General features: G+C 62.4%; 16 protein-coding genes. 3 read left to right on the top strand and 13 right to left on the bottom strand.

The window, feature by feature from the left end; all coding sequences use genetic code 11:
- Nucleotides 1-2 precede the first annotated feature (2 nt).
- Entirely contained in the window at nucleotides 3-1811 is a 1809-nt protein-coding gene (locus tag CK486_RS07340; protein ID WP_176481666.1) for a diguanylate cyclase, read from the bottom strand.
- A gap of 150 nt (nucleotides 1812-1961) precedes the next feature.
- Here CK486_RS07340 and CK486_RS07335 point away from each other — a divergent pair, with 150 nt between their 5' ends.
- The 3 genes from CK486_RS07335 to CK486_RS07325 all read left to right on the top strand — a co-directional run bounded on the left by CK486_RS07335 (nucleotide 1962) and on the right by CK486_RS07325 (nucleotide 4447).
- A complete protein-coding gene (locus tag CK486_RS07335; RefSeq protein ID WP_256574379.1) occupies nucleotides 1962-2348 on the top strand; it encodes a DUF2388 domain-containing protein in 387 nt (128 codons plus the stop codon).
- Nucleotides 2349-2451: 103 nt separating this feature from the next.
- Nucleotides 2452-3102 carry a c-type cytochrome gene (locus tag CK486_RS07330; protein WP_095939650.1) on the top strand — a complete coding sequence of 217 codons (651 nt, stop codon included), beginning with the start codon at nucleotides 2452-2454 and terminating at the stop codon, nucleotides 3100-3102.
- Between the two features lie 64 nt (nucleotides 3103-3166).
- Nucleotides 3167-4447: an HD-GYP domain-containing protein gene (locus CK486_RS07325; protein WP_095939649.1), complete on the top strand. Its 1281-nt coding sequence runs from the start codon at nucleotides 3167-3169 to the stop codon at nucleotides 4445-4447.
- A gap of 4 nt (nucleotides 4448-4451) precedes the next feature.
- On the opposite strand, the gene CK486_RS07320 is transcribed toward CK486_RS07325, so the two are convergent.
- From CK486_RS07320 to CK486_RS07265, 12 genes are all read right to left on the bottom strand, one after another.
- Entirely contained in the window at nucleotides 4452-5177 is a 726-nt protein-coding gene (locus tag CK486_RS07320; RefSeq protein WP_095939648.1) for an ABC transporter substrate-binding protein, read from the bottom strand.
- Nucleotides 5178-5255: 78 nt separating this feature from the next.
- The gene (locus CK486_RS07315; protein ID WP_095939647.1) at nucleotides 5256-5600 is read right to left on the bottom strand and encodes a zinc ribbon domain-containing protein YjdM; all 345 of its coding nucleotides are present in this window, start codon (nucleotides 5598-5600) and stop codon (nucleotides 5256-5258) included.
- A gap of 74 nt (nucleotides 5601-5674) precedes the next feature.
- Nucleotides 5675-6067: a globin gene (locus CK486_RS07310; RefSeq protein WP_095939646.1), complete on the bottom strand. Its 393-nt coding sequence runs from the start codon at nucleotides 6065-6067 to the stop codon at nucleotides 5675-5677.
- A gap of 54 nt (nucleotides 6068-6121) precedes the next feature.
- A complete protein-coding gene (locus tag CK486_RS07305) occupies nucleotides 6122-6880 on the bottom strand; it encodes an ABC transporter substrate-binding protein (protein ID WP_095939645.1) in 759 nt (252 codons plus the stop codon).
- Entirely contained in the window at nucleotides 6877-7779 is a 903-nt protein-coding gene (locus tag CK486_RS07300) for a M23 family metallopeptidase (protein WP_095939644.1), read from the bottom strand. The genes CK486_RS07305 and CK486_RS07300 overlap by 4 nt, the downstream gene beginning before the upstream one ends.
- A gap of 123 nt (nucleotides 7780-7902) precedes the next feature.
- Nucleotides 7903-8811 carry a response regulator gene (locus CK486_RS07295; protein WP_095939643.1) on the bottom strand — a complete coding sequence of 303 codons (909 nt, stop codon included), beginning with the start codon at nucleotides 8809-8811 and terminating at the stop codon, nucleotides 7903-7905.
- Between the two features lie 121 nt (nucleotides 8812-8932).
- Entirely contained in the window at nucleotides 8933-9658 is a 726-nt protein-coding gene (phoU, locus tag CK486_RS07290) for a phosphate signaling complex protein PhoU (protein ID WP_095939642.1), read from the bottom strand.
- A gap of 148 nt (nucleotides 9659-9806) precedes the next feature.
- Entirely contained in the window at nucleotides 9807-10640 is an 834-nt protein-coding gene (gene pstB, locus CK486_RS07285) for a phosphate ABC transporter ATP-binding protein PstB (RefSeq protein WP_095939641.1), read from the bottom strand.
- A 72-nt stretch (nucleotides 10641-10712) separates the two neighbouring features.
- A complete protein-coding gene (gene pstA / locus CK486_RS07280; RefSeq protein ID WP_371915490.1) occupies nucleotides 10713-12383 on the bottom strand; it encodes a phosphate ABC transporter permease PstA in 1671 nt (556 codons plus the stop codon).
- A gap of 24 nt (nucleotides 12384-12407) precedes the next feature.
- Nucleotides 12408-14696, bottom strand: a complete 2289-nt coding sequence (locus CK486_RS07275) for an ABC transporter permease subunit (RefSeq protein WP_095939639.1) — start codon at nucleotides 14694-14696, stop codon at nucleotides 12408-12410.
- 131 nt (nucleotides 14697-14827) lie between these two features.
- The gene (locus CK486_RS07270) at nucleotides 14828-15793 is read right to left on the bottom strand and encodes a PstS family phosphate ABC transporter substrate-binding protein (protein WP_095939638.1); all 966 of its coding nucleotides are present in this window, start codon (nucleotides 15791-15793) and stop codon (nucleotides 14828-14830) included.
- A gap of 167 nt (nucleotides 15794-15960) precedes the next feature.
- The gene (locus CK486_RS07265; RefSeq protein ID WP_095939637.1) at nucleotides 15961-17253 is read right to left on the bottom strand and encodes an MFS transporter; all 1293 of its coding nucleotides are present in this window, start codon (nucleotides 17251-17253) and stop codon (nucleotides 15961-15963) included.
- Nucleotides 17254-17408: the final 155 nt, after the last annotated feature.

Raw genomic sequence — 17408 nt, 5'->3', positions numbered from 1 at the left:
CGTTATCCAGCCACGGCCACCCGATTGCGCCCTTCCTGCTTGGCCTGGTACAGCGCCGCATCGGCGGCAGCAATCAGTTCGCGGATGCGGTCCTGGTCGCCACGCCCGTGAGCGACACCCAAGCTGATGGTCAGGGGCACTGGCTGCCCCTCGAACTCCAGCACCAAGTGCTCCACTTGCCCGCGTATGCGTTCGGCAATCATCAGCGCCGCCTCCAGAGGGCAGCCACGCAGCAGCACGATGAACTCTTCACCGCCATAGCGGGCAGCGAGGTCGCCATTGCGCCGCACCTGATCACGCAGAACCTCGCCAACGGCAGCGATACAGCGGTCACCGAAGGGATGGCCATAGCTGTCGTTGATTCGCTTGAAGTAGTCGATATCAAGCATCAGCACCGACAGGTGCCCCCCATCAAGCAGCGCCAGCTGAGCCTCGACATGACGCCGGTTGGATAGCCGCGTGAGGCTGTCGGTAAAGCTGAGACGCAGCAACTCGGCATTGGCCTCCTCCAGTTCCTCGCGGGCCTGCTGCAACGCCTCCGTGCGCTCGTGCACACGGCGATCGAGTTCCTCGTTGATCCCCCGCTGCGCCGCCAGGCTGCTCTCGCGCTCTTCCAGCAAGGCCTGCTGAGCCTCGATACGTGCGGCACGCTCGCGGTTGATGCGATCGGCCAGCGCCACCGAGAGGAGGATGAACTCGGTGAAAAAGCCCAGCGTCTGGATACGCAGAGTCAGGATATTGACCGGCAAGAGCCCCTCGATCGCCGCTACATGAATGAAGGTGAAGACGATCAGCGACAACCAGGCCAGCATGAACAAGGGGGCGGACTGGTTACCCCGGCGCCACAGGCTGAAGCCAATCGCCAGCCCCAGCAGGCAACTCAGCAGGGCCATCAGATTGAGGCCCATGACGGACAGCCAGCGCGGGTTGATCAACACCACAATCAGAGCCAGCCCCCAGTAAGCCAGCAGACCGTTACTGAACCAAAGCGGCCAGCCACCGTAACGGGGGATGCGCAGGAAAGTGCGGATGAACAGGGTCGCTGCGAGGAAGCTCCAGATCGCCGACCCTGCATAGATCAGCCCGCCAGTCCGTCCCAGCTCCGGCCACAGGTAGAACGGACCAAACCCGCTCAGACAGAGCTCGTAGACCACCACACCTATCAGGTAGAGGTTGTACCAGATGTAATCGGGCTTACGGGTGAACAGGTAGAGGCTGGCGTTGTACAACAGGATGGCGAGCATGGCGCCAAAGAACAGGGCCAGCAGAATGCTCTGCTGCAACTCCTGTTGCGCACGGTCCCGGGCACTGAGCAGCTGTATTGGCAAAAGAAGACTTTCCGAGCTCTGCACTTGCAGGTAGACCCAGCGCAGCTCCTGTGCCGGCAACTGCAGAGGAAAAGTCGGCTGACGTGCGGGCAACGGCCACTGCGACAGCGGCAAGTGATCGCCTGCCACCATAGGCGCCCCCCACTGCTGGCGCTGCGGGTCATACAGACGCAGCTCGACGCGATCGAGCACCGGCCAGTCCACCTCCAACTGCCAGTCATCCGTCTGGCTGGCGTTGAACAACGCCAGACGCACCCAGACCGGACCGGCCTGGCGCCCCAGATTCAACGCCGATCCCTGCCCACTGCGCCAGCCGGTCGCCCGCGCTACGTCGCTGACGTCGAGCGGCTGCTGCGGAATCAGGTATTCGAGCTGACCAGCCAGACGCAGCGGTCCCTGCCCTTCGCGTAGCTCAAGCGCAGCCGCACGACAGCAGAGGCTGCTGAGCAAAAGGCACGACAACAACAGCAGGCGAGCGAGCAAGCAGCAGTCCTCCACATAGACACAACAAGCATTGATGCAAACCCGCAGCCCCGCAAGCATGAGCACTGCCACACAGCACGGCGCGGGCACGCTGTCGGCCAGGCAGGTACTGGGCTAGGATGCACCGGCTCATCATGACAAGGACCGTCCATGCCCCTGCGCTGCCTACTTTTCCTGCTGCTGACTTGCGGGGCCTTCTCAGTCGCCCGTGCCCAGGTGCAGGACTATGACGCCTTTCCCCTGCCCGATGATCCGCCGTACATGACGCTGTACGTCAGCCTGGTCACGTTCCTGTTCACCTATGAGGCGCCCAGCTTCACCAGCGAGGGCAGTGCCAGCAGCCGCGAAGACAAGCTGATCCACGCTGCTGGCGAAGATGCAGCCAGCTTCGTGGCCAGTCAGGGGGCCATCCGCGGCGCGGGACTGGAAGCGGCTCTACGTGTGCTGCGCGAGCGCCCGAACAGCCGCCACTACAGCGACCTGCAGCTGGCCGAAGCGATCATGCTGCACGCCTACCCGATGAGCGCCACGAAATAACCTGCATTTTGCTTGATCTGTGCCAGCATCTGCGGCAATTGGTCCCTCTATAGTCGCCGCCTATTCCCTCGCCCCACGGCGAACCGAGGAAAGGATCTCTGCCATGCGACTGATTTCCCTGCTACTGCTCGCCAGCCTGGCGGGCCTGGCCCAGGCCAACGAGGAAGCCCTGCTGCGCTTCACCCAGCTCAATGCCGACCCGGCACTGCGTGAGCAGGCCTATGCTGCCGGCCAGGAACGTATTCGCTTCTGTGGCAACTGCCATGGCGTCAACGGCAACAGCAAGCGCCCGCACATTCCTAATCTCGCTCAGCAGAACCCGATCTACCTGTTCAATGCCTTCGAGAAATTCGCCAGCGGCGAGCGAACCGATTTCGTCATGTCCAAACTGGCGCCGACCCTGACCACCGAGGACCGGGTCAATATCGCCATCTACTTCGGCCAGCAGAAGGTGCTGCCGCACACCGAGCAGGTGGACAGTGCCCTCGCCCAGCAGGGCGAAGTGAAGTTCAAGACCATCTGCGTCGCCTGCCACGGTCAGCAGGCCGAGGGACGCGAAAACACTCCGCGTCTGGCCGGACAACCTGCGGAATACCTGCGCAAGGCGCTGACCCGCTTCCGCGACAAAGACCCAAGCCGCGCCGGCTCGGTAATGATGTCGATCGCTGCCAACTTCTCCGATGAGGACATCGCAGGTCTGGCCGCCTACCTGCAGAACTTCCCGGATAACGCAGTAGTGACTGCCGCGCCCTGAGCCTCACGCTGCCATCAACAGCTACACTGAGGCACAGCATCGAGAAGGGCCGGAGTAGCGCTGTATGCCCAAAGGCACGCGATTGACCCGCCGCCGGCTGGACGCCTGGCAGCTGAAAATTGGCATGTATGTCTGTGAGGTGGATCGCCCGTGGCGAGAAACCCCCTTCCTATTCCAAGGCTTTCCTCTGCTTACGGTCGACGATATCCAGGCCGTTCAGGCCTGCTGTCAGTATGTGTTCATCGACGAACTGCAGCAGGTACAGGTAAGCCCTGAACACGCCCCGACCAGCAGCCACAGACGCAAGCCCCTGTCTCATGAACTGCAACAGGCACGTCATTGCCAACAGGCCAGCACCCGCCTGATCGATCATGTGTTCAGCTCCATCCTGCAGGGTCACCAGATCGACCTGCCAGCCTGCCGCGAGGTGGTCCGCGAGAACTTCGACAGCCTGCTGCGCAACGAAAGCGCCCTGCTCTGGCTGACGCGCATCAAGTCACAGGACGAGTACACCAGCCAGCACTGTATTGCCGTGTCGATCATGGCCATGGGTTTTGGCCATCACCTGGGGCTCGGTCGCGCCGCACTGGAACAGCTTGGTCTGTGCGGACTGTTGCATGACGTCGGCAAGATTCGTGTCGATCAGAACATCCTCAACAAGCCGGACAAATTGACCCAGGAGGAGTTTGAGCACATCAAATCGCATGCCCATCTGGGATTTGAGCTGCTTCGCCAACACCAGGACCTGGCAGCCATTGTCAGCCAGACCGCGCTGGGTCATCACGAGCGTCTCGATGGCGAAGGCTATCCGCAGCGCCTGAACGCCGATCAGATTCCTTACTTCACCCGCATCATCAGTGTCATCGACTGCTTCGATGCCATTACCAGTCACCGCGTCTATGACCGCGCGCGCAGCGTGAAAGATGCATTCAAGGTGCTGATGGATGAGCGCGATACGCAGTTCGATGCCGAGCTGGTGATGCGCTTTATCGAATGGATGGGAATCTTCCCGGTCGGCACGCTGGTCGAGCTACACACGGGTGAAGTAGGCGTGATTCTGGAGAAGCATCCGAGGCTACAGCTGCGTCCCAAGGTGGCCGTATTGATCGACTCGGAGGGGCAGCCCTGTCCACCGCGCTTTCTGGACCTGGCGAAAATCTGCGTTGACTCGGACTCGCAACCCTATCGCATCACCGCCTGCCTGCCCGACGGTGCACTAGGCCTCAACATGGCTGACCCACAGGTGCGGGCACTGGTGGACAGTGCGCAGCTAGCCGAGTTGGATGATGACAGTGAAGTGCCTGATCTGGTCGCTCACTGGGCCGCCAACTCTACGCCACGCTGAGGTTTCAGTGAGTCCAGCGCTCTAGCAGCGCCTGCAAACGACCATCCGCACGGAGCTTTTCCAGCGCCTTGGCAAAGCGCTCTGCACGGTGCTTGTCACCTTTGGCAAAAGCCACGTAACGGGGCATCTCGACCAAGGGGGTGGGCAATATCCGAACCTCTGCCTCAGCACGCTGCTCACGAACGAAGTAGAGCAATTGCTCACGGTCACCGACGATGATGTCGATACGCTTGGCCAAGAGCATGGAAACCAGTTGGCGAGGGTTGCTGGCGCTGCTGTCACGAGCCAGATCAGCCTTGTCGAAAGTGGCCTCGTAGGCATAGCCACGCACCTGGCCGATCACATAAGGCGACAGATCGTCGAGACTGCGCCAATCCTGCAGCACCACCCGGTTTGACGTCATGAAGACCGTGGAACCACTGCGCAGCGGGCCAACCAATTCGTACTGGGCCTGGCGCTCAGGCGTGCCAGCGAACTGGAAGGCCATGTCGACCTCACCTCGCTCAAGCATCTGTTTGACCCGCGCCCAGGGGTACAAACGCAGGTTGTAGGGCTGGCCGGTTTCGTCGAGCACCGCGCGGACCAGTTCAACATCCAGACCGCGGGGCGTATCGTCGTCCTGTCCGACGTAGCTGTAGGGGGCAAACTGCTCGTCGCCCACCACGCGCCACTCTTCTGCCGCCAGCGGCATCGCCAATAACAGCAGTACGATTGCCCACAGCTTGTGCATGACCACCTCCACCAGCTCACGATGCCTAATGGAGGGTAGCCAATACCGGCAGAGCCTGCCCGGCCCGGTAGGTGTCGATCAGACTTTGCGAACAAACTCGGACTTGAGCTTCATGGCGCCAATGCCGTCGATTTTGCAATCGATGTCGTGATCGCCATCGCACAGGCGGATGTTTTTCACCTTGGTGCCGACCTTCACCACCAGCGAGCTGCCTTTGACCTTGAGGTCCTTGATCACGGTGATGGTGTCACCATCCTGCAGCACGTTACCGACCGAGTCCTTGATCACCTTGTCGCCTTCGGCGGCGCTGTCGGCAGCAGCCGTAGCCGACCACTCATGGGCGCACTCCGGGCAGACCAGCATGGAGCCGTCTTCGTAGGTGTACTCGGAGTTGCACTTCGGGCAGGGTGGCAGGGTGCTCATGGACGGTATCTCTGCTGGCTAAAAAGGCGCGCATTGTATAGGGCTTTAGCCCGGAAAAGCTCGCCAGGCGACCATCAGTAGTGCGACTTGATCACCGCGATGCCTCTGCCGAGCACTTCCCGCCAGGCCAGACGTGTCTGCGCATCACACTGCGCATCATGCTCGCCGATGCTCTGCAACAGAGCCTCAAGCCACAGGTCATAGAGTTCGGGACGGATATCGAACCCTTCGCGCGAATGACTGCACCCCAGCGCTCTCAGCTTGGTGTCGGGCATGCCGCGGGCATGCATGACCAGATTGAGGATGCCCTGGCGCAGGAGCTGCTTCTGCGCCGGCATGTTGGTATGGGCGAACTTCTCGCGCACCTGCGGGGAGCTGGCGAGGAAGTACTGGTAGAAGCTGTCGAAAAAGCCCTGGCTGGCGCAGCAGCGGCCATAGCTTTGCATGACGAGATCGGCGGGACTCACTGAACACTCCGGAACACAAACGGCAACCGCTCGCTGCCGTGAAGGGCGCGCAAGCTACCTCAATGGTTCCGATGGAGCAAGACGACGCCTCTGAGCTGTATGCATCAGGTTGCGCACAATAGCTTGGTCAAAACGCTCAACCGTGATGTCCGGGACATGACGGGCAAACATCAGGTGCATCGGCTCGCCTACCAAATCAGGAAGATCCCGCACTTCAACACCCTTCTGCGCGATCTTGCCGTCTGCAACGAAGGCCTCAACCCAGAAGGCATCGATTCGTCCAGTCTGGAGCAACTGCAGCAGCTGCAGGTCTGAGCGCACCTCCAGCCGGCGCTCTGCCAGCTGCGGATCACGCAGCACTGGGTCTAGCTTCGCCCCGTAATAGAAGCCCCGAATCAGGCCGAAACGCGGAGCCGGACTGTACTCCAGCCAGTCACGCAAACTACCGAAAGCCGGCGCCCCCGAACGTACCACCAACTGCAATTGCTCAACCCGATAAGCCGATGAAAACCGGGCGAATGCCTCACGCTCAGCAGTTCGGCTGGCACCATAAAGCAGATCCAGCCGCCCCAGACTCAGCTCATGCAGCGCACGCGCCCATGGACGCTCTAGGTATTCCAGCTCACATCCGGATTCTGCGGCGAGCCGCTCCAGCAGTTCATACTCCGGCCCGTGAAATGTTCCGGCCTGCTGGTAGATGTAGGGTTTCCAGGGTTCCCAGCCTACCCGCAGACGACAACCACCAGCCGCCTCTGCTGGAATAAAGGTACTGACGCTCAGTAATAGCAGGCCAAGCCCCAGAAGCCGTTTCACGGCTCACCACCTGCTACTGCGAAATTGGGCAGGCTGCCGACCGGTTGCGCGAAATCGAACGGGATCGATTCGAGGGCCAGGCCGACATTGCGCTGGATGACGAAGTGCAGGTGCGGGCCGGTGCTGTTGCCGGTGTTGCCGGAGCGTGCCAGCGGAGTGCCGACGGCCACGTGCTGACCCTCCTGAACCATCACCGAACCGCGCATCAGGTGCAGGTACACACCCATGGTGCCGTCATCATGGAGGATGCGCACAAAGTTGCCGGACGGGTTGGTGCCGCGCCCGCTCTGGTGATTCTCGGTCTTGACCACCACCCCGCCACGCGCGGCCACAATCGGCGTGCCCTCGGGCATGGCAATGTCCTGAGCATAGCGGCCCTTGGGCGTGAAGTGGCTGTACTTGCCGTTGGCGCCCTGAGTCAGCTTGAACGGCCCGCCGCGCCAGGGCAGCGGATAGGCATAGCTGAGCGGCACCAGACGGGGATCGCCCAGCACCGAACGCAGTTTGCTCTTGTAGCTCATGGGCTTGCCGGGGTCGGCCGGGGCCAGGCTGACCAGACGGATCGAGCTGCGCGGTGGCAGCACCCAGTGAATCGGCTGGTCCGGCGCGCCGACGGCGTTCTGCACGTTGTCCAGGCGCAGTTCGATCTGCACAGGGGCATACAGGTCGTTGCGTACCTTGAGGGTTTCGCCACCCTCGTGCCTGACCGTCTCCAGCTTCACCACCGTGTCCAGACGCTCGATCATGCGGTCACGGAAGACGAACACCTGAGCACCCGCCACGGCCTTGTCGCTGTAGGTCACCACACCGTTGGCGTCGACATACTTGTAGATGGTCAGCGCCATGGATGGACTGGCCAGCAGCAGGGCAGCGAGGAATACAACGGTACGCGACAGCATAGGCGGACGGTCGAACTTCAGTGACGGGGTCGGGCAAACAAGACTAGCAGCGCGCTGCCGACGTTGCGACAGCGCACATTCCAGGCTGTGGCGGAGTCGCCATTGCCAGCGGCCGGGGCACGATCAGGCACCGGGTACAAAGTGCTTCTGCGCGCTGCCGCGGGCAATCAGACGCGACAGGTAGTCGAGCTTCTGCGGGTCGCGGTCGACGAACTTGAAGGTGACTTGCAGCCATTCGCTGTCGGGCTTGGGCTCCAACGCCGCCACCGCATGCAGGTAGCCGTTGAGACGTGCGGTCTCGGCGGCCTCGCCCTGCTCCAGGTCCAGCACCGCGCTTTCCAGCACCTGCGGCAGGGGCTCGCCGCGCTTGATCACCAGCAGCGCCTCCTTGAGACTCAGTGCCTTGATCACACAATCCATGCTGCCATTGGGCAGACGTAACTGGCCTTGGCCACGCCCACCAGTAGCGGCGCTAGGCGGCTTGGCCGCTGGAGCCGGTTTGGCAGTCGCGGCAGCCGGTGCCGCCGCAGCTTTTGCCGCGGGTTTGACCACCTCGGCATTGCCGCCGGTCAGGGCTGACAGCGAGTCATTGGCGAAAGCGCCACTACCGAGCATCTTCGGCGCGGCGCTGCTCATCAAAGCCTGCAGCTTGCCAGCTCGGTGCAGCGCCTTCTTCACCTTGGTGACCAGCTGTTCGGTGGAAAAAGGTTTGCCGATGTAGTCGGATACCCCGGCCTGAATGGCCTGCACCACGTTTTCCTTGTCGCCCCGGCTGGTCACCATGATGAACGGGGTGATCTTGTGTGCCTCCTCGGCGCGGCACCAGGTGAGCAACTCCAGCCCGGACATCTCGGGCATTTCCCAGTCACACAAAATCAGGTCAACAGCCTGGCGCCCCAGCAGTTGCTGGGCCTTGCGCCCATTAACGGCCTCCTCGATCTGGATACCGGGGAAATTGTCACGCAAACCTTTCTTCACCAGGTCGCGGATGAACGTCGCGTCATCCACCACCAGCACACTGACTTTGGCCATTGCCCACTCCTCAGGGAATGGCTTAAGCATAGTCGCCAACCCCCAGTCTGTGGCAAACCCAAACCGTAGAAAGCACAACGCCCGGCACAGGCCGGGCGTTGGCAGAAGAGCTGAAGCCTGATTAGACGTCGTCGCCCTTCACTTCCTGCTCCATGCGCTTGAGACCCATGTGGCGGACATCGGTACCGCGCACCAGGTAGATCACCAGCTCGGCGATGTTGCGCGCGTGGTCGCCGATACGCTCCAGCGAGCGCAGCACCCAGATCACACTGAGTACGCGACCGATCGAGCGCGGGTCTTCCATCATGTAGGTGACCAGCTCGCGCAGGGCACTCTTGTACTCGCGGTCGACCTGCTTGTCGTACTGCGCCACGGACAGCGCCAGGTCGGCGTCGAAGCGGGCGAAGGCATCCAGTGCCTCCTGCACCATCTTGCGCACCTGCTCGCCGATGTGGCGAACCTCGACGTAGCCACGCGGGGCTTCGCCGTCTTCGCACAGGTCGAGGGCGCGTTTGGCGATCTTCGAGGCCTCGTCACCGATGCGCTCCAGGTCGATCACCGACTTGCTGATGCTGATGATCAGGCGCAGGTCGGAGGCGGCCGGCTGGCGACGGGCGAGGATGCGGATGCACTCCTCGTCGATGCTGCTTTCCATCTGGTTGATCTGATCGTCGATCAGGCGGACCTGCTGAGCCAGCCCGGAGTCGGCCTCGATCAGCGCGGTGACGGCATCGTTGACCTGCTTCTCGACCAGGCCGCCCATGGCCAGCAGGTGGCTGCGCACCTCCTCCAGCTCGGCGTTGAACTGTTGGGAGATGTGCTGGGAGAGGTTGTCTTTATTGATCATGGTCGAGCCCTTGCGAATCTGGATGAGGTTCTTAATAGCCTTTACCGGCCCTTGGAAAATCGTGCTGAGCTAGGAGGCGGCGCGCAGACAGTACAGACGAGTACGGCAAGCGCCGCCGACAACGCGCAGCGCGATTTGCCATGGCCGGTTAGCCGTAGCGACCGGTGATGTAGTCCTCGGTCTGCTTCTTCGCCGGGTTGGTGAACAGCGTATCGGTGTCACCGAACTCGATCAGTTTGCCCATGTACATGAACGCGGTGTAGTCGGAGACGCGCGCCGCCTGTTGCATGTTGTGGGTCACGATGACGATGGTGAACTTGGATTTCAGTTCATAGATCAGCTCTTCGACCTTGAGGGTCGAGATCGGGTCCAGCGCCGAGCACGGTTCGTCGAGCAGAAGCACTTCCGGCTGCACGGCGATGGTACGGGCAATCACCAGACGCTGCTGCTGGCCACCGGACAAGCCCAGAGCCGACTCGTCGAGACGGTCCTTGACCTCATCCCACAGGGCCGCGCCACGCAGAGACTGCTCAACCGCTTCGTCGAGCACGCGCTTCTGGTTGATGCCCTGGATGCGCAGGCCATAGGCCACGTTCTCGTAGATGCTCTTGGGGAACGGGTTGGGCTTCTGGAACACCATGCCGACGCGGCGACGCAGCTCGGCCACGTCCTCACCCTTGCGGTAGATGTTCTGCCCGTCGAGGAGGATTTCACCTTCCACGCGGCAGCCATCAACCAGATCGTTCATGCGGTTGAAGCAACGCAGCAGGGTCGACTTGCCGCAGCCCGACGGGCCGATGAAGGCGGTCACGCGCTGACGCGGAATGCTCATCTTGACGTCGAACAGCGCCTGCTTGTCGCCGTAGTACAGGGACAGGCCGGGCACGTCGAGGCAGGTGCTCTCGTTGGCCAGGTTGAGGTCCTGCTTGTCACGCCCGAGGGCGGCCATGTTCATGCCATGGCTGTGGGTTTCATGCTGCATGGGGAACTCCCTACGCTATCAATTCTGGGTTGCCGCGGCGGCAATCGGCCAGCCACGGCGTTCAAGTCGAAATCAGTTTTCCAGCGCCTTGTACTTCTCGCGCAGGCGGTTACGAATGGTCACCGCGGCGAAGTTGAGCAAGGCAATCACCAGCACCAGCAGCAGCGCAGTAGCGAACACCAGCGGCCGCGCAGCCTCGACGTTCGGGCTCTGGAAGCCGACGTCGTAGATATGGAAGCCCAGGTGCATGATCTTCTGCTCCAGGTGCACGAAGGGGTAGTTGCCATCCACCGGCAGAGTCGGTGCCAGCTTGACCACGCCCACCAGCATCAGCGGTGCCACTTCACCGGCGGCACGGGCCACGGCGAGGATCAGTCCGGTCATCATGGCCGGGCTGGCCATCGGCAGCACGATCTTCCACAGGGTCTCGGCCTTGGTCGCACCCAGTGCCAGAGAGCCTTCACGCACGGCCCGCGGGATACGCGCCAGGCCTTCCTCGGTGGCAACGATCACCACCGGCACGGCGAGGATCGCCAGGGTCACCGAAGCCCAGAGCAGGCCCGGGGTACCGAAGGTCGGCGCCGGCGAGGCTTCCGGGTAGAACAGGCGGTCGATCGAGCCACCCACCATGTAGACGAAGAAGCCCAGACCAAACACACCGTAGACGATCGCCGGTACACCGGCCAGGTTGTTCACGGCGATGCGGATGATGCGGGTCATGGTGCCCTGCTTGGCGTATTCGCGCAGGTACACCGCCGCCAGTACACCGAACGGGGTCACCAGAATGGCCATGATCAGGGTCATCATCACGGTACCGAAGATGGCCGGGAAGATACCGCCCTCGGTGTTGGCTTCACGTGGCTCGTCGCTGAGGAACTCCCACAGTTTGGTGAAGTAGAAGCCGGTCTTTTCCAGCACGCCCATGGCGTTGGGCTTGTAGGCATGCACCAGCTTGCCCAGGGTCAGGGTCACTTCGCGGCCATCGATGGCCTTGAAGGTGGCGCTGTCGCGGTCGAACTCGGCATACAGCGCCATCAGTTCGGCTTCCAGGCCCTTGTAGCGGGCGTTCAGCTCGGCACGCTCGGCCGCCAGATCGGCCTTGGCCTGATCGGTCAGTTGACCGTCCAGCTCCAGCCGGCGCTCCTGCAGGCGCAGACGCTCCAGACCATGGTTGATCGAACCGATATCGCCCTTGTGCAGTTTGTTCAGCTTGGCCTGCAGACCATCGACACGCGCAATGCGCTGCTGCAGCTCGGCCCAGGCGGCATCGCCTTCGGCCACCACCTTGCCGCCTTCCTGCACGTTGACCAGACGACCGTAGAAATTGCCCCACTCGCGACGCTCCAGCACCACGATGTCTTCCGGAGTCTTGTGTTCGCTCAGCCAGTCACCGACCAGCCAGGTGAAATCGGCGCCGGTCAGGTCGCGGTTACCGACCTTGAACAGGTCGCGGCGCATGAACTCGGGGGCATCCGCCGGAATCGGCAGACCGGCACCGGCCAGACGCTCGCGGGTGACCTCTTCTTCCTGCACCAGCTCGCCGAGCAGCATCTGCACGGGTTGCCCCGGCACGCTGTAACGGGCTTCGATCACATCGGATGGCCAGAAGTGGCCGAGGCCACGCACGGCGATCACCGCGATCAGACCGATGGTCATGATCACCGAGATGGCGACAGCACCACCGCTGATCCAGATGCCCGGTTCGCCGCTCTTGTACCAGTTCTTGAAGGACTGCTTGTTCACGATTCTTTCCTCTTCATCCGCCGGTTACAGCGACGCGTATTTCTTGCGCAGACGCTGACGGATCACTTCGGCCAGGGTATTCATCACGAAGGTGAACGACAGCAACACCAGCGCCGACAGGAACAGGACGCGGTAGTGGGTACTGCCCAGTTCCGACTCCGGCATTTCCACTGCCACGTTGGCGGCCAGGGTACGCATGCCTTCGAACAGGTTGACCTCCATCAGCGGGGTGTTGCCGGTGGACATCAGCACGATCATGGTTTCACCCACGGCACGGCCCATGCCGATCATCAGCGCCGAGAAGATGCCCGGGCTGGCGGTCAGGATCACCACGCGGGTGAGGGTCTGCCACGGCGTGGCACCGAGGGCCAGGGAACCGTATGTGAGGCTCTTGGGCACGCTGAACACGGCGTCTTCGGCGATCGAGAAGATGTTCGGGATCACTGCAAAGCCCATGGCCAGACCAACGATCAGGGCGTTGCGCTGGTCGTAGGTGATGCCCAGGTCATTGCTGATCCACAGACGCATGTCGCCGTTGAAGAAGGCCACTTCCAGAGTCGGGCTGATCGACAGGGCAAAGGCCGCCGTGGCCAGCACCACCGGAATCAGAATGGCCGCTTCCCAGCCCGCCGGGACCGACAGGCGGATACGCTCGGGCAGGCGACTCCAGATGAAACCGGCCAGCAGAATACCCAACGGAGTGAGGATCAGCAGGCTGAAGATACCCGGCAGGTGATTCTCGACATAGGGCGCCAGGAACAGGCCGGCGAAGAAACCGAGGATCACCGTCGGCAGCGCTTCCATCAGCTCGATCACCGGCTTGACCTTGCGGCGCATGGCCGGTGCCATGAAGTAGGCGGTGTAGATGGCCGCGGCGATGGCAAGCGGAGCAGCCAGCAGCATGGCGTAGAAGGCTGCCTTGAGGGTGCCAAACGTCAGCGGCGCCAGGCTCATCTTCGGTTCGAAATCGGTGTTGGCGGCGGTGGACTGCCAGATGTATTCCGGCTGGTCATAGGTCTCGTACCAGACCTTGCTCCACAACGAGCTCCAGGAAATCTCCGGATGCTTGTTGTCCAGGCGCTGCAGGTGGAACTCACCCTTGTCGTCCACGCTCAGCACACGGTTGGCACGCGGCGACAGGGCCAGTGCCTGGGCGCCGCCCTGCAGCGGCTCGATCAACAGGGTACGTTCGGCCGTGCTGTGGAACACGCCCAGCTGTCCGGCCTCGTCGAGGGCAACGAAGCCTTTGCGGCGCTGCTCGGCAGAGACCTGCACGATCGGCGAATCGCCCTGCTGGAACTGGCGGATGTGCTTGAGCGCGAACTTGTCATCCTTGTCGCGGACCATGAACCACTGGCCGATACCACCCTTGGAATCACCCACCATCAGCGAGATGCCGCCCAGCAGCAGGCTGGCGCTGGTCACTTCGACGTTGCCGTCTTCACTAAGTTTGTAGCGACCCAGCAGCTGCTTGCTGCGCAGGTTGAACACGTCGGCGGTGGCACGGCCGTTGATTACATACAGCCACTGCTGACGGGGCTCGACAATGACCGCCTTGATCGGATCGGCGATCTGCGGCAGGGCAATGCGCTCTTCGGTCAGGGTGGTTTCGCCGGTGAACATGTTGGACTCTTCGGTAACGCTGAGTACCAGCAATTCACTGCCCACCGAGGCGCTCAGCAGCAGGCTTTCGTCACCACCGGCCACACCCACATGCTCCAGCGCGCGACCCTGCGGATCGAGGGTCAGCGGACTGTTGCCATAGGGGTAGTTGAGCACCGGCTCGACCAGCTTAACGTCATTCGGGTAGCTGACCTTGGTACCGGCCTGAACCACCAGCGCCTGGCCATTGGACAGACCGAGGACAAAGCGCTCGCTGCCCGGCTGGTCTTGACCAATGGCGCTGATGCTCACGCCGGCCGGCAGCGGCAACTGGAAGCGCTGGCGTTCGGCGCCGTCGGCGACGCTGAAGAACACGGCCTGGCCCTGCTTGTCGAGGAACAGGCCGATCTCGTTCTGCTCCTCGATGGAGAGCAGCAGCGGCTTGCCCAGCTCGGCCGCCCAGGTCGGGGTGTAATCGGCCTTCTTGCTCAGCGAGGCGCCCTGGAACAGCGGCAGCACCACGTAGGCCAGATAGAAGAAGATCACGGTAATGGCGGCCAGTACGGCCAGACCACCCACGCCCACATACCAGCGGGTCAGGTGATCCTTGAATGCACGGATACGGCGCTTGCGTTGCAAGGCCGGCGTATTGAAATCAATGCGCGCGGAGGAGGTATTTGCGTTCATGTTTACGGAGGCCAAATCTGTCATGCGCGCACCCTAACGGTTATTTATGACACAAAGATGACAAACACATTTCGCAACAAAGCCCGCCCGGCGGATCACGCCGGGCGGGCTTCACGTCCCTGTGCGGGCGCTGGTTGGCGCCCGCTACTCAGCCCTTATAGGCCAAGCTCCTTGCGGGTTTTTTCAACGATCTTGGCCGGCAGCGGGATGTAACCATCCTTGGCCACGACCTGCTGACCCTGCTGGGACAGCACCATCTTCAGGAACTCGGCTTCCAGCGGAGCCAGCGGCTTGTTCGGCGCCTTGTTCACGTAGACCACAAAGAAGCGCGCCAGCGGATACTTGCCAGCCAGGGCGTTGACTTCGTTGGCCTCAAACGGCTCGCCACCCTTCTTCGACAGCGGAACGGCCTTGACCGAAGCAGTACGGTAGCCGATGCCCGAGTAGCCGATGCCGTTCAGCGACTGGCTGACCGACTGCACCACCGAGGCGGAACCCGGCTGCTCGTTGACGTTGCCACGGAAGTCGCCCTTGCACAGCGCGGTTTCCTTGAAGTAACCGTAGGTACCGGACACCGAGTTACGGCCGAACAGCTGGATCGGCTTGTCAGCCCACTCGCCGGTCAGACCCAGGTCGCCCCACTTCTGAATGTTGCTGCCACCGCACAGGCGGTTGCTGGAAAAGATGCCGTCAATCTGGGCCATGTCCAGAGTCTTGATCGGGTTGTCCTTGTGCACGAACACCGCCAGGGCGTCCACGGCTACCGGCACGGCGGTCGGCTTGTAGCCGAACTTGGCTTCGAAGGCCTGCAGCTCGACATCCTTCATCACACGGCTCATCGGGCCGAGGTTGGCGGTGCCTTCGGTCAGCGCGGGCGGCGCAGTGGAGGAGCCAGCAGCCTGGATCTGGATGTTCACGCTCGGATACAGCTTCTTGTATTCCTCAGCCCACAGGGTCATCAGGTTGGCCAGGGAGTCGGAACCGATGCTCGACAGGTTGCCGGACACACCCGCGCCCTTGGTGTAGGACGGAATCGAAGGATCAACACCAGCAACAGCGGAAGCTGCGCCAACACCGGCGGCGGCAAACGTCAGGGCCGCCATCAAACGCTTGAGTTTCATGCCTTGCTCCTAAGCAGGACGAGGGTGAGTGCTTATGGGGATAAGCGAATTCGGGGGCCAGTATCTTGAGGCCCTATGAACACTCTATGACTCAATTGTGACAATTCGATTAAAGCGCCCCGCCAATAAAAAATGGCCCCGCAGGGCCATTTTCGGATCAGCGGCAGTCACGCCTGCGCAGGACGGCGCCACAGATACAGGCCGATGGCACAGCCCAGCACGCTCAGACCCATGACATACCAGGCAGGGCCCATGGCGCTGTACTTGAGCAGACCGGCCACCACCATAGGGGTCAGACCACCGAAGATGGCGTAAGCCAGGTTGTAGGAGAACGACAGCCCGGAGAAACGCACCACCGCCGGGAAGGCCTGCACCAGCACGAAGGGCACCGCGCCGATCACCCCGACGCACAGGCCGGTCAGCGTATAGAGCGGGAACAGCCAGTCCGGATGCGCACCGACGCTGCTGTAGAGCAGCCAGCTGGAGCCGCCCAGCGCCAGGCAGCCGAGGGTAAACACCTTGCCGGCGCCAAAGCGGTCGGCCAGCATGCCGGCCAGCACGCAGCCAATGCTCAGCGCAACGATGGCCAGGCTGTTGGCCTGAAGCGTGTCGACCGGGGCAAAGCCAAAGGCCTTCTGCAGTACGGTGGGGGTCATCAGGATCATCACCACGATGCCGGCCGAAAGCAGCCAGGTCAGCAGCATGGACAGCGCTACCGCGCCGCGGTGATCGCGCACCACTGCCTTGAGCGGCAGCTCGGCGGCCAGCGCCTGGCGCTGCTGCAGTTCAGCGAACACCGGGGTTTCGTGCAGCCACTGGCGCAGCCACACGGCGAAGAAACCGAACACGCCGCCCAGCACGAACGGCAGGCGCCAGGCGTAATCCTTGACCTCCGCTGGGCTGTAAATCGAGTTGATCAGTGTCGCCACCAGCGAGCCGAGCAGGATGCCCGCGGTCAGGCCGGCGGTGAGGGTGCCGCAGGCCAGACCGATGCGCTTATGCGGCACATGCTCGGCAACGAACACCCAGGCCCCCGGTACTTCGCCGCCGATCGCCGCGCCCTGCAGGATGCGCATCAGCAGCAGCGCCAGCGGCGCCCAGATGCCGATCTGCGCATAGGTCGGCAGCAGGCCCATGATCAGCGTGGGCACGGCCATCAGGAAGATGCTCAGGGTGAACATGCGCTTGCGCCCGAGCAGGTCGCCGAAGTGCGCCATCACCACGCCGCCCAGCGGGCGGGCTAGGTAGCCGGCGGCGAACAGGCCGAAGGTCTGCAGCTGGCGCAGCCACTCGGGCATGTCCGCCGGGAAGAACAGTTCGCTGACCACGGCGGCGAAGAACACGAAGATGATGAAGTCATAGAACTCCAGCGCGCCGCCCAGAGCGGACAGCGACAGGGTCTTGTAATCGCTGCGGTTCAGCGGGCGATGCAGGTCGGCGGGGGCGGTGGTCACAGACATGGTGTGGCCTTCTTGTCAGGGGTGGACGGCACGCAGGGCACCGGGCGCGGCGAAGATAGCAAACTACGCCAGCGCGACGCACCGTTCATGACTTATCGAGTACCAGCGAAACTGCCCGGTCGCGATTGTCCGACAAGCTCTATATAATGCGCCGC

It is taken from the genome of Pseudomonas sp. HAR-UPW-AIA-41, from assembly GCF_002304225.1.
In the GTDB taxonomy this organism is placed as follows: Bacteria; Pseudomonadota; Gammaproteobacteria; order Pseudomonadales; family Pseudomonadaceae; genus Aquipseudomonas.
This window is presented reverse-complemented; position numbering and strand designations above follow the sequence as displayed.

What these genes read in the sequence shown, in the direction of transcription:
- CK486_RS07335 (WP_256574379.1), top strand. Translation starts at nt 1,962, where the DNA reads ATGCCCCTGCGCTGCCTACTTTTCCTGCTGCTGACTTGCGGGGCCTTC.
- CK486_RS07330 (WP_095939650.1), top strand. Translation starts at nt 2,452, where the DNA reads ATGCGACTGATTTCCCTGCTACTGCTCGCCAGCCTGGCGGGCCTGGCC.
- CK486_RS07325 (WP_095939649.1), top strand. Translation starts at nt 3,167, where the DNA reads ATGCCCAAAGGCACGCGATTGACCCGCCGCCGGCTGGACGCCTGGCAG.
- CK486_RS07320 (WP_095939648.1), bottom strand. Translation starts at nt 5,177, where the DNA reads ATGCACAAGCTGTGGGCAATCGTACTGCTGTTATTGGCGATGCCGCTG.
- CK486_RS07315 (WP_095939647.1), bottom strand. Translation starts at nt 5,600, where the DNA reads ATGAGCACCCTGCCACCCTGCCCGAAGTGCAACTCCGAGTACACCTAC.
- CK486_RS07300 (WP_095939644.1), bottom strand. Translation starts at nt 7,779, where the DNA reads ATGCTGTCGCGTACCGTTGTATTCCTCGCTGCCCTGCTGCTGGCCAGT.
- CK486_RS07295 (WP_095939643.1), bottom strand. Translation starts at nt 8,811, where the DNA reads ATGGCCAAAGTCAGTGTGCTGGTGGTGGATGACGCGACGTTCATCCGC.
- phoU (WP_095939642.1), bottom strand. Translation starts at nt 9,658, where the DNA reads ATGATCAATAAAGACAACCTCTCCCAGCACATCTCCCAACAGTTCAAC.
- pstB (WP_095939641.1), bottom strand. Translation starts at nt 10,640, where the DNA reads ATGCAGCATGAAACCCACAGCCATGGCATGAACATGGCCGCCCTCGGG.
- CK486_RS07275 (WP_095939639.1), bottom strand. Translation starts at nt 14,696, where the DNA reads ATGACAGATTTGGCCTCCGTAAACATGAACGCAAATACCTCCTCCGCG.
- CK486_RS07270 (WP_095939638.1), bottom strand. Translation starts at nt 15,793, where the DNA reads ATGAAACTCAAGCGTTTGATGGCGGCCCTGACGTTTGCCGCCGCCGGT.
- CK486_RS07265 (WP_095939637.1), bottom strand. Translation starts at nt 17,253, where the DNA reads ATGTCTGTGACCACCGCCCCCGCCGACCTGCATCGCCCGCTGAACCGC.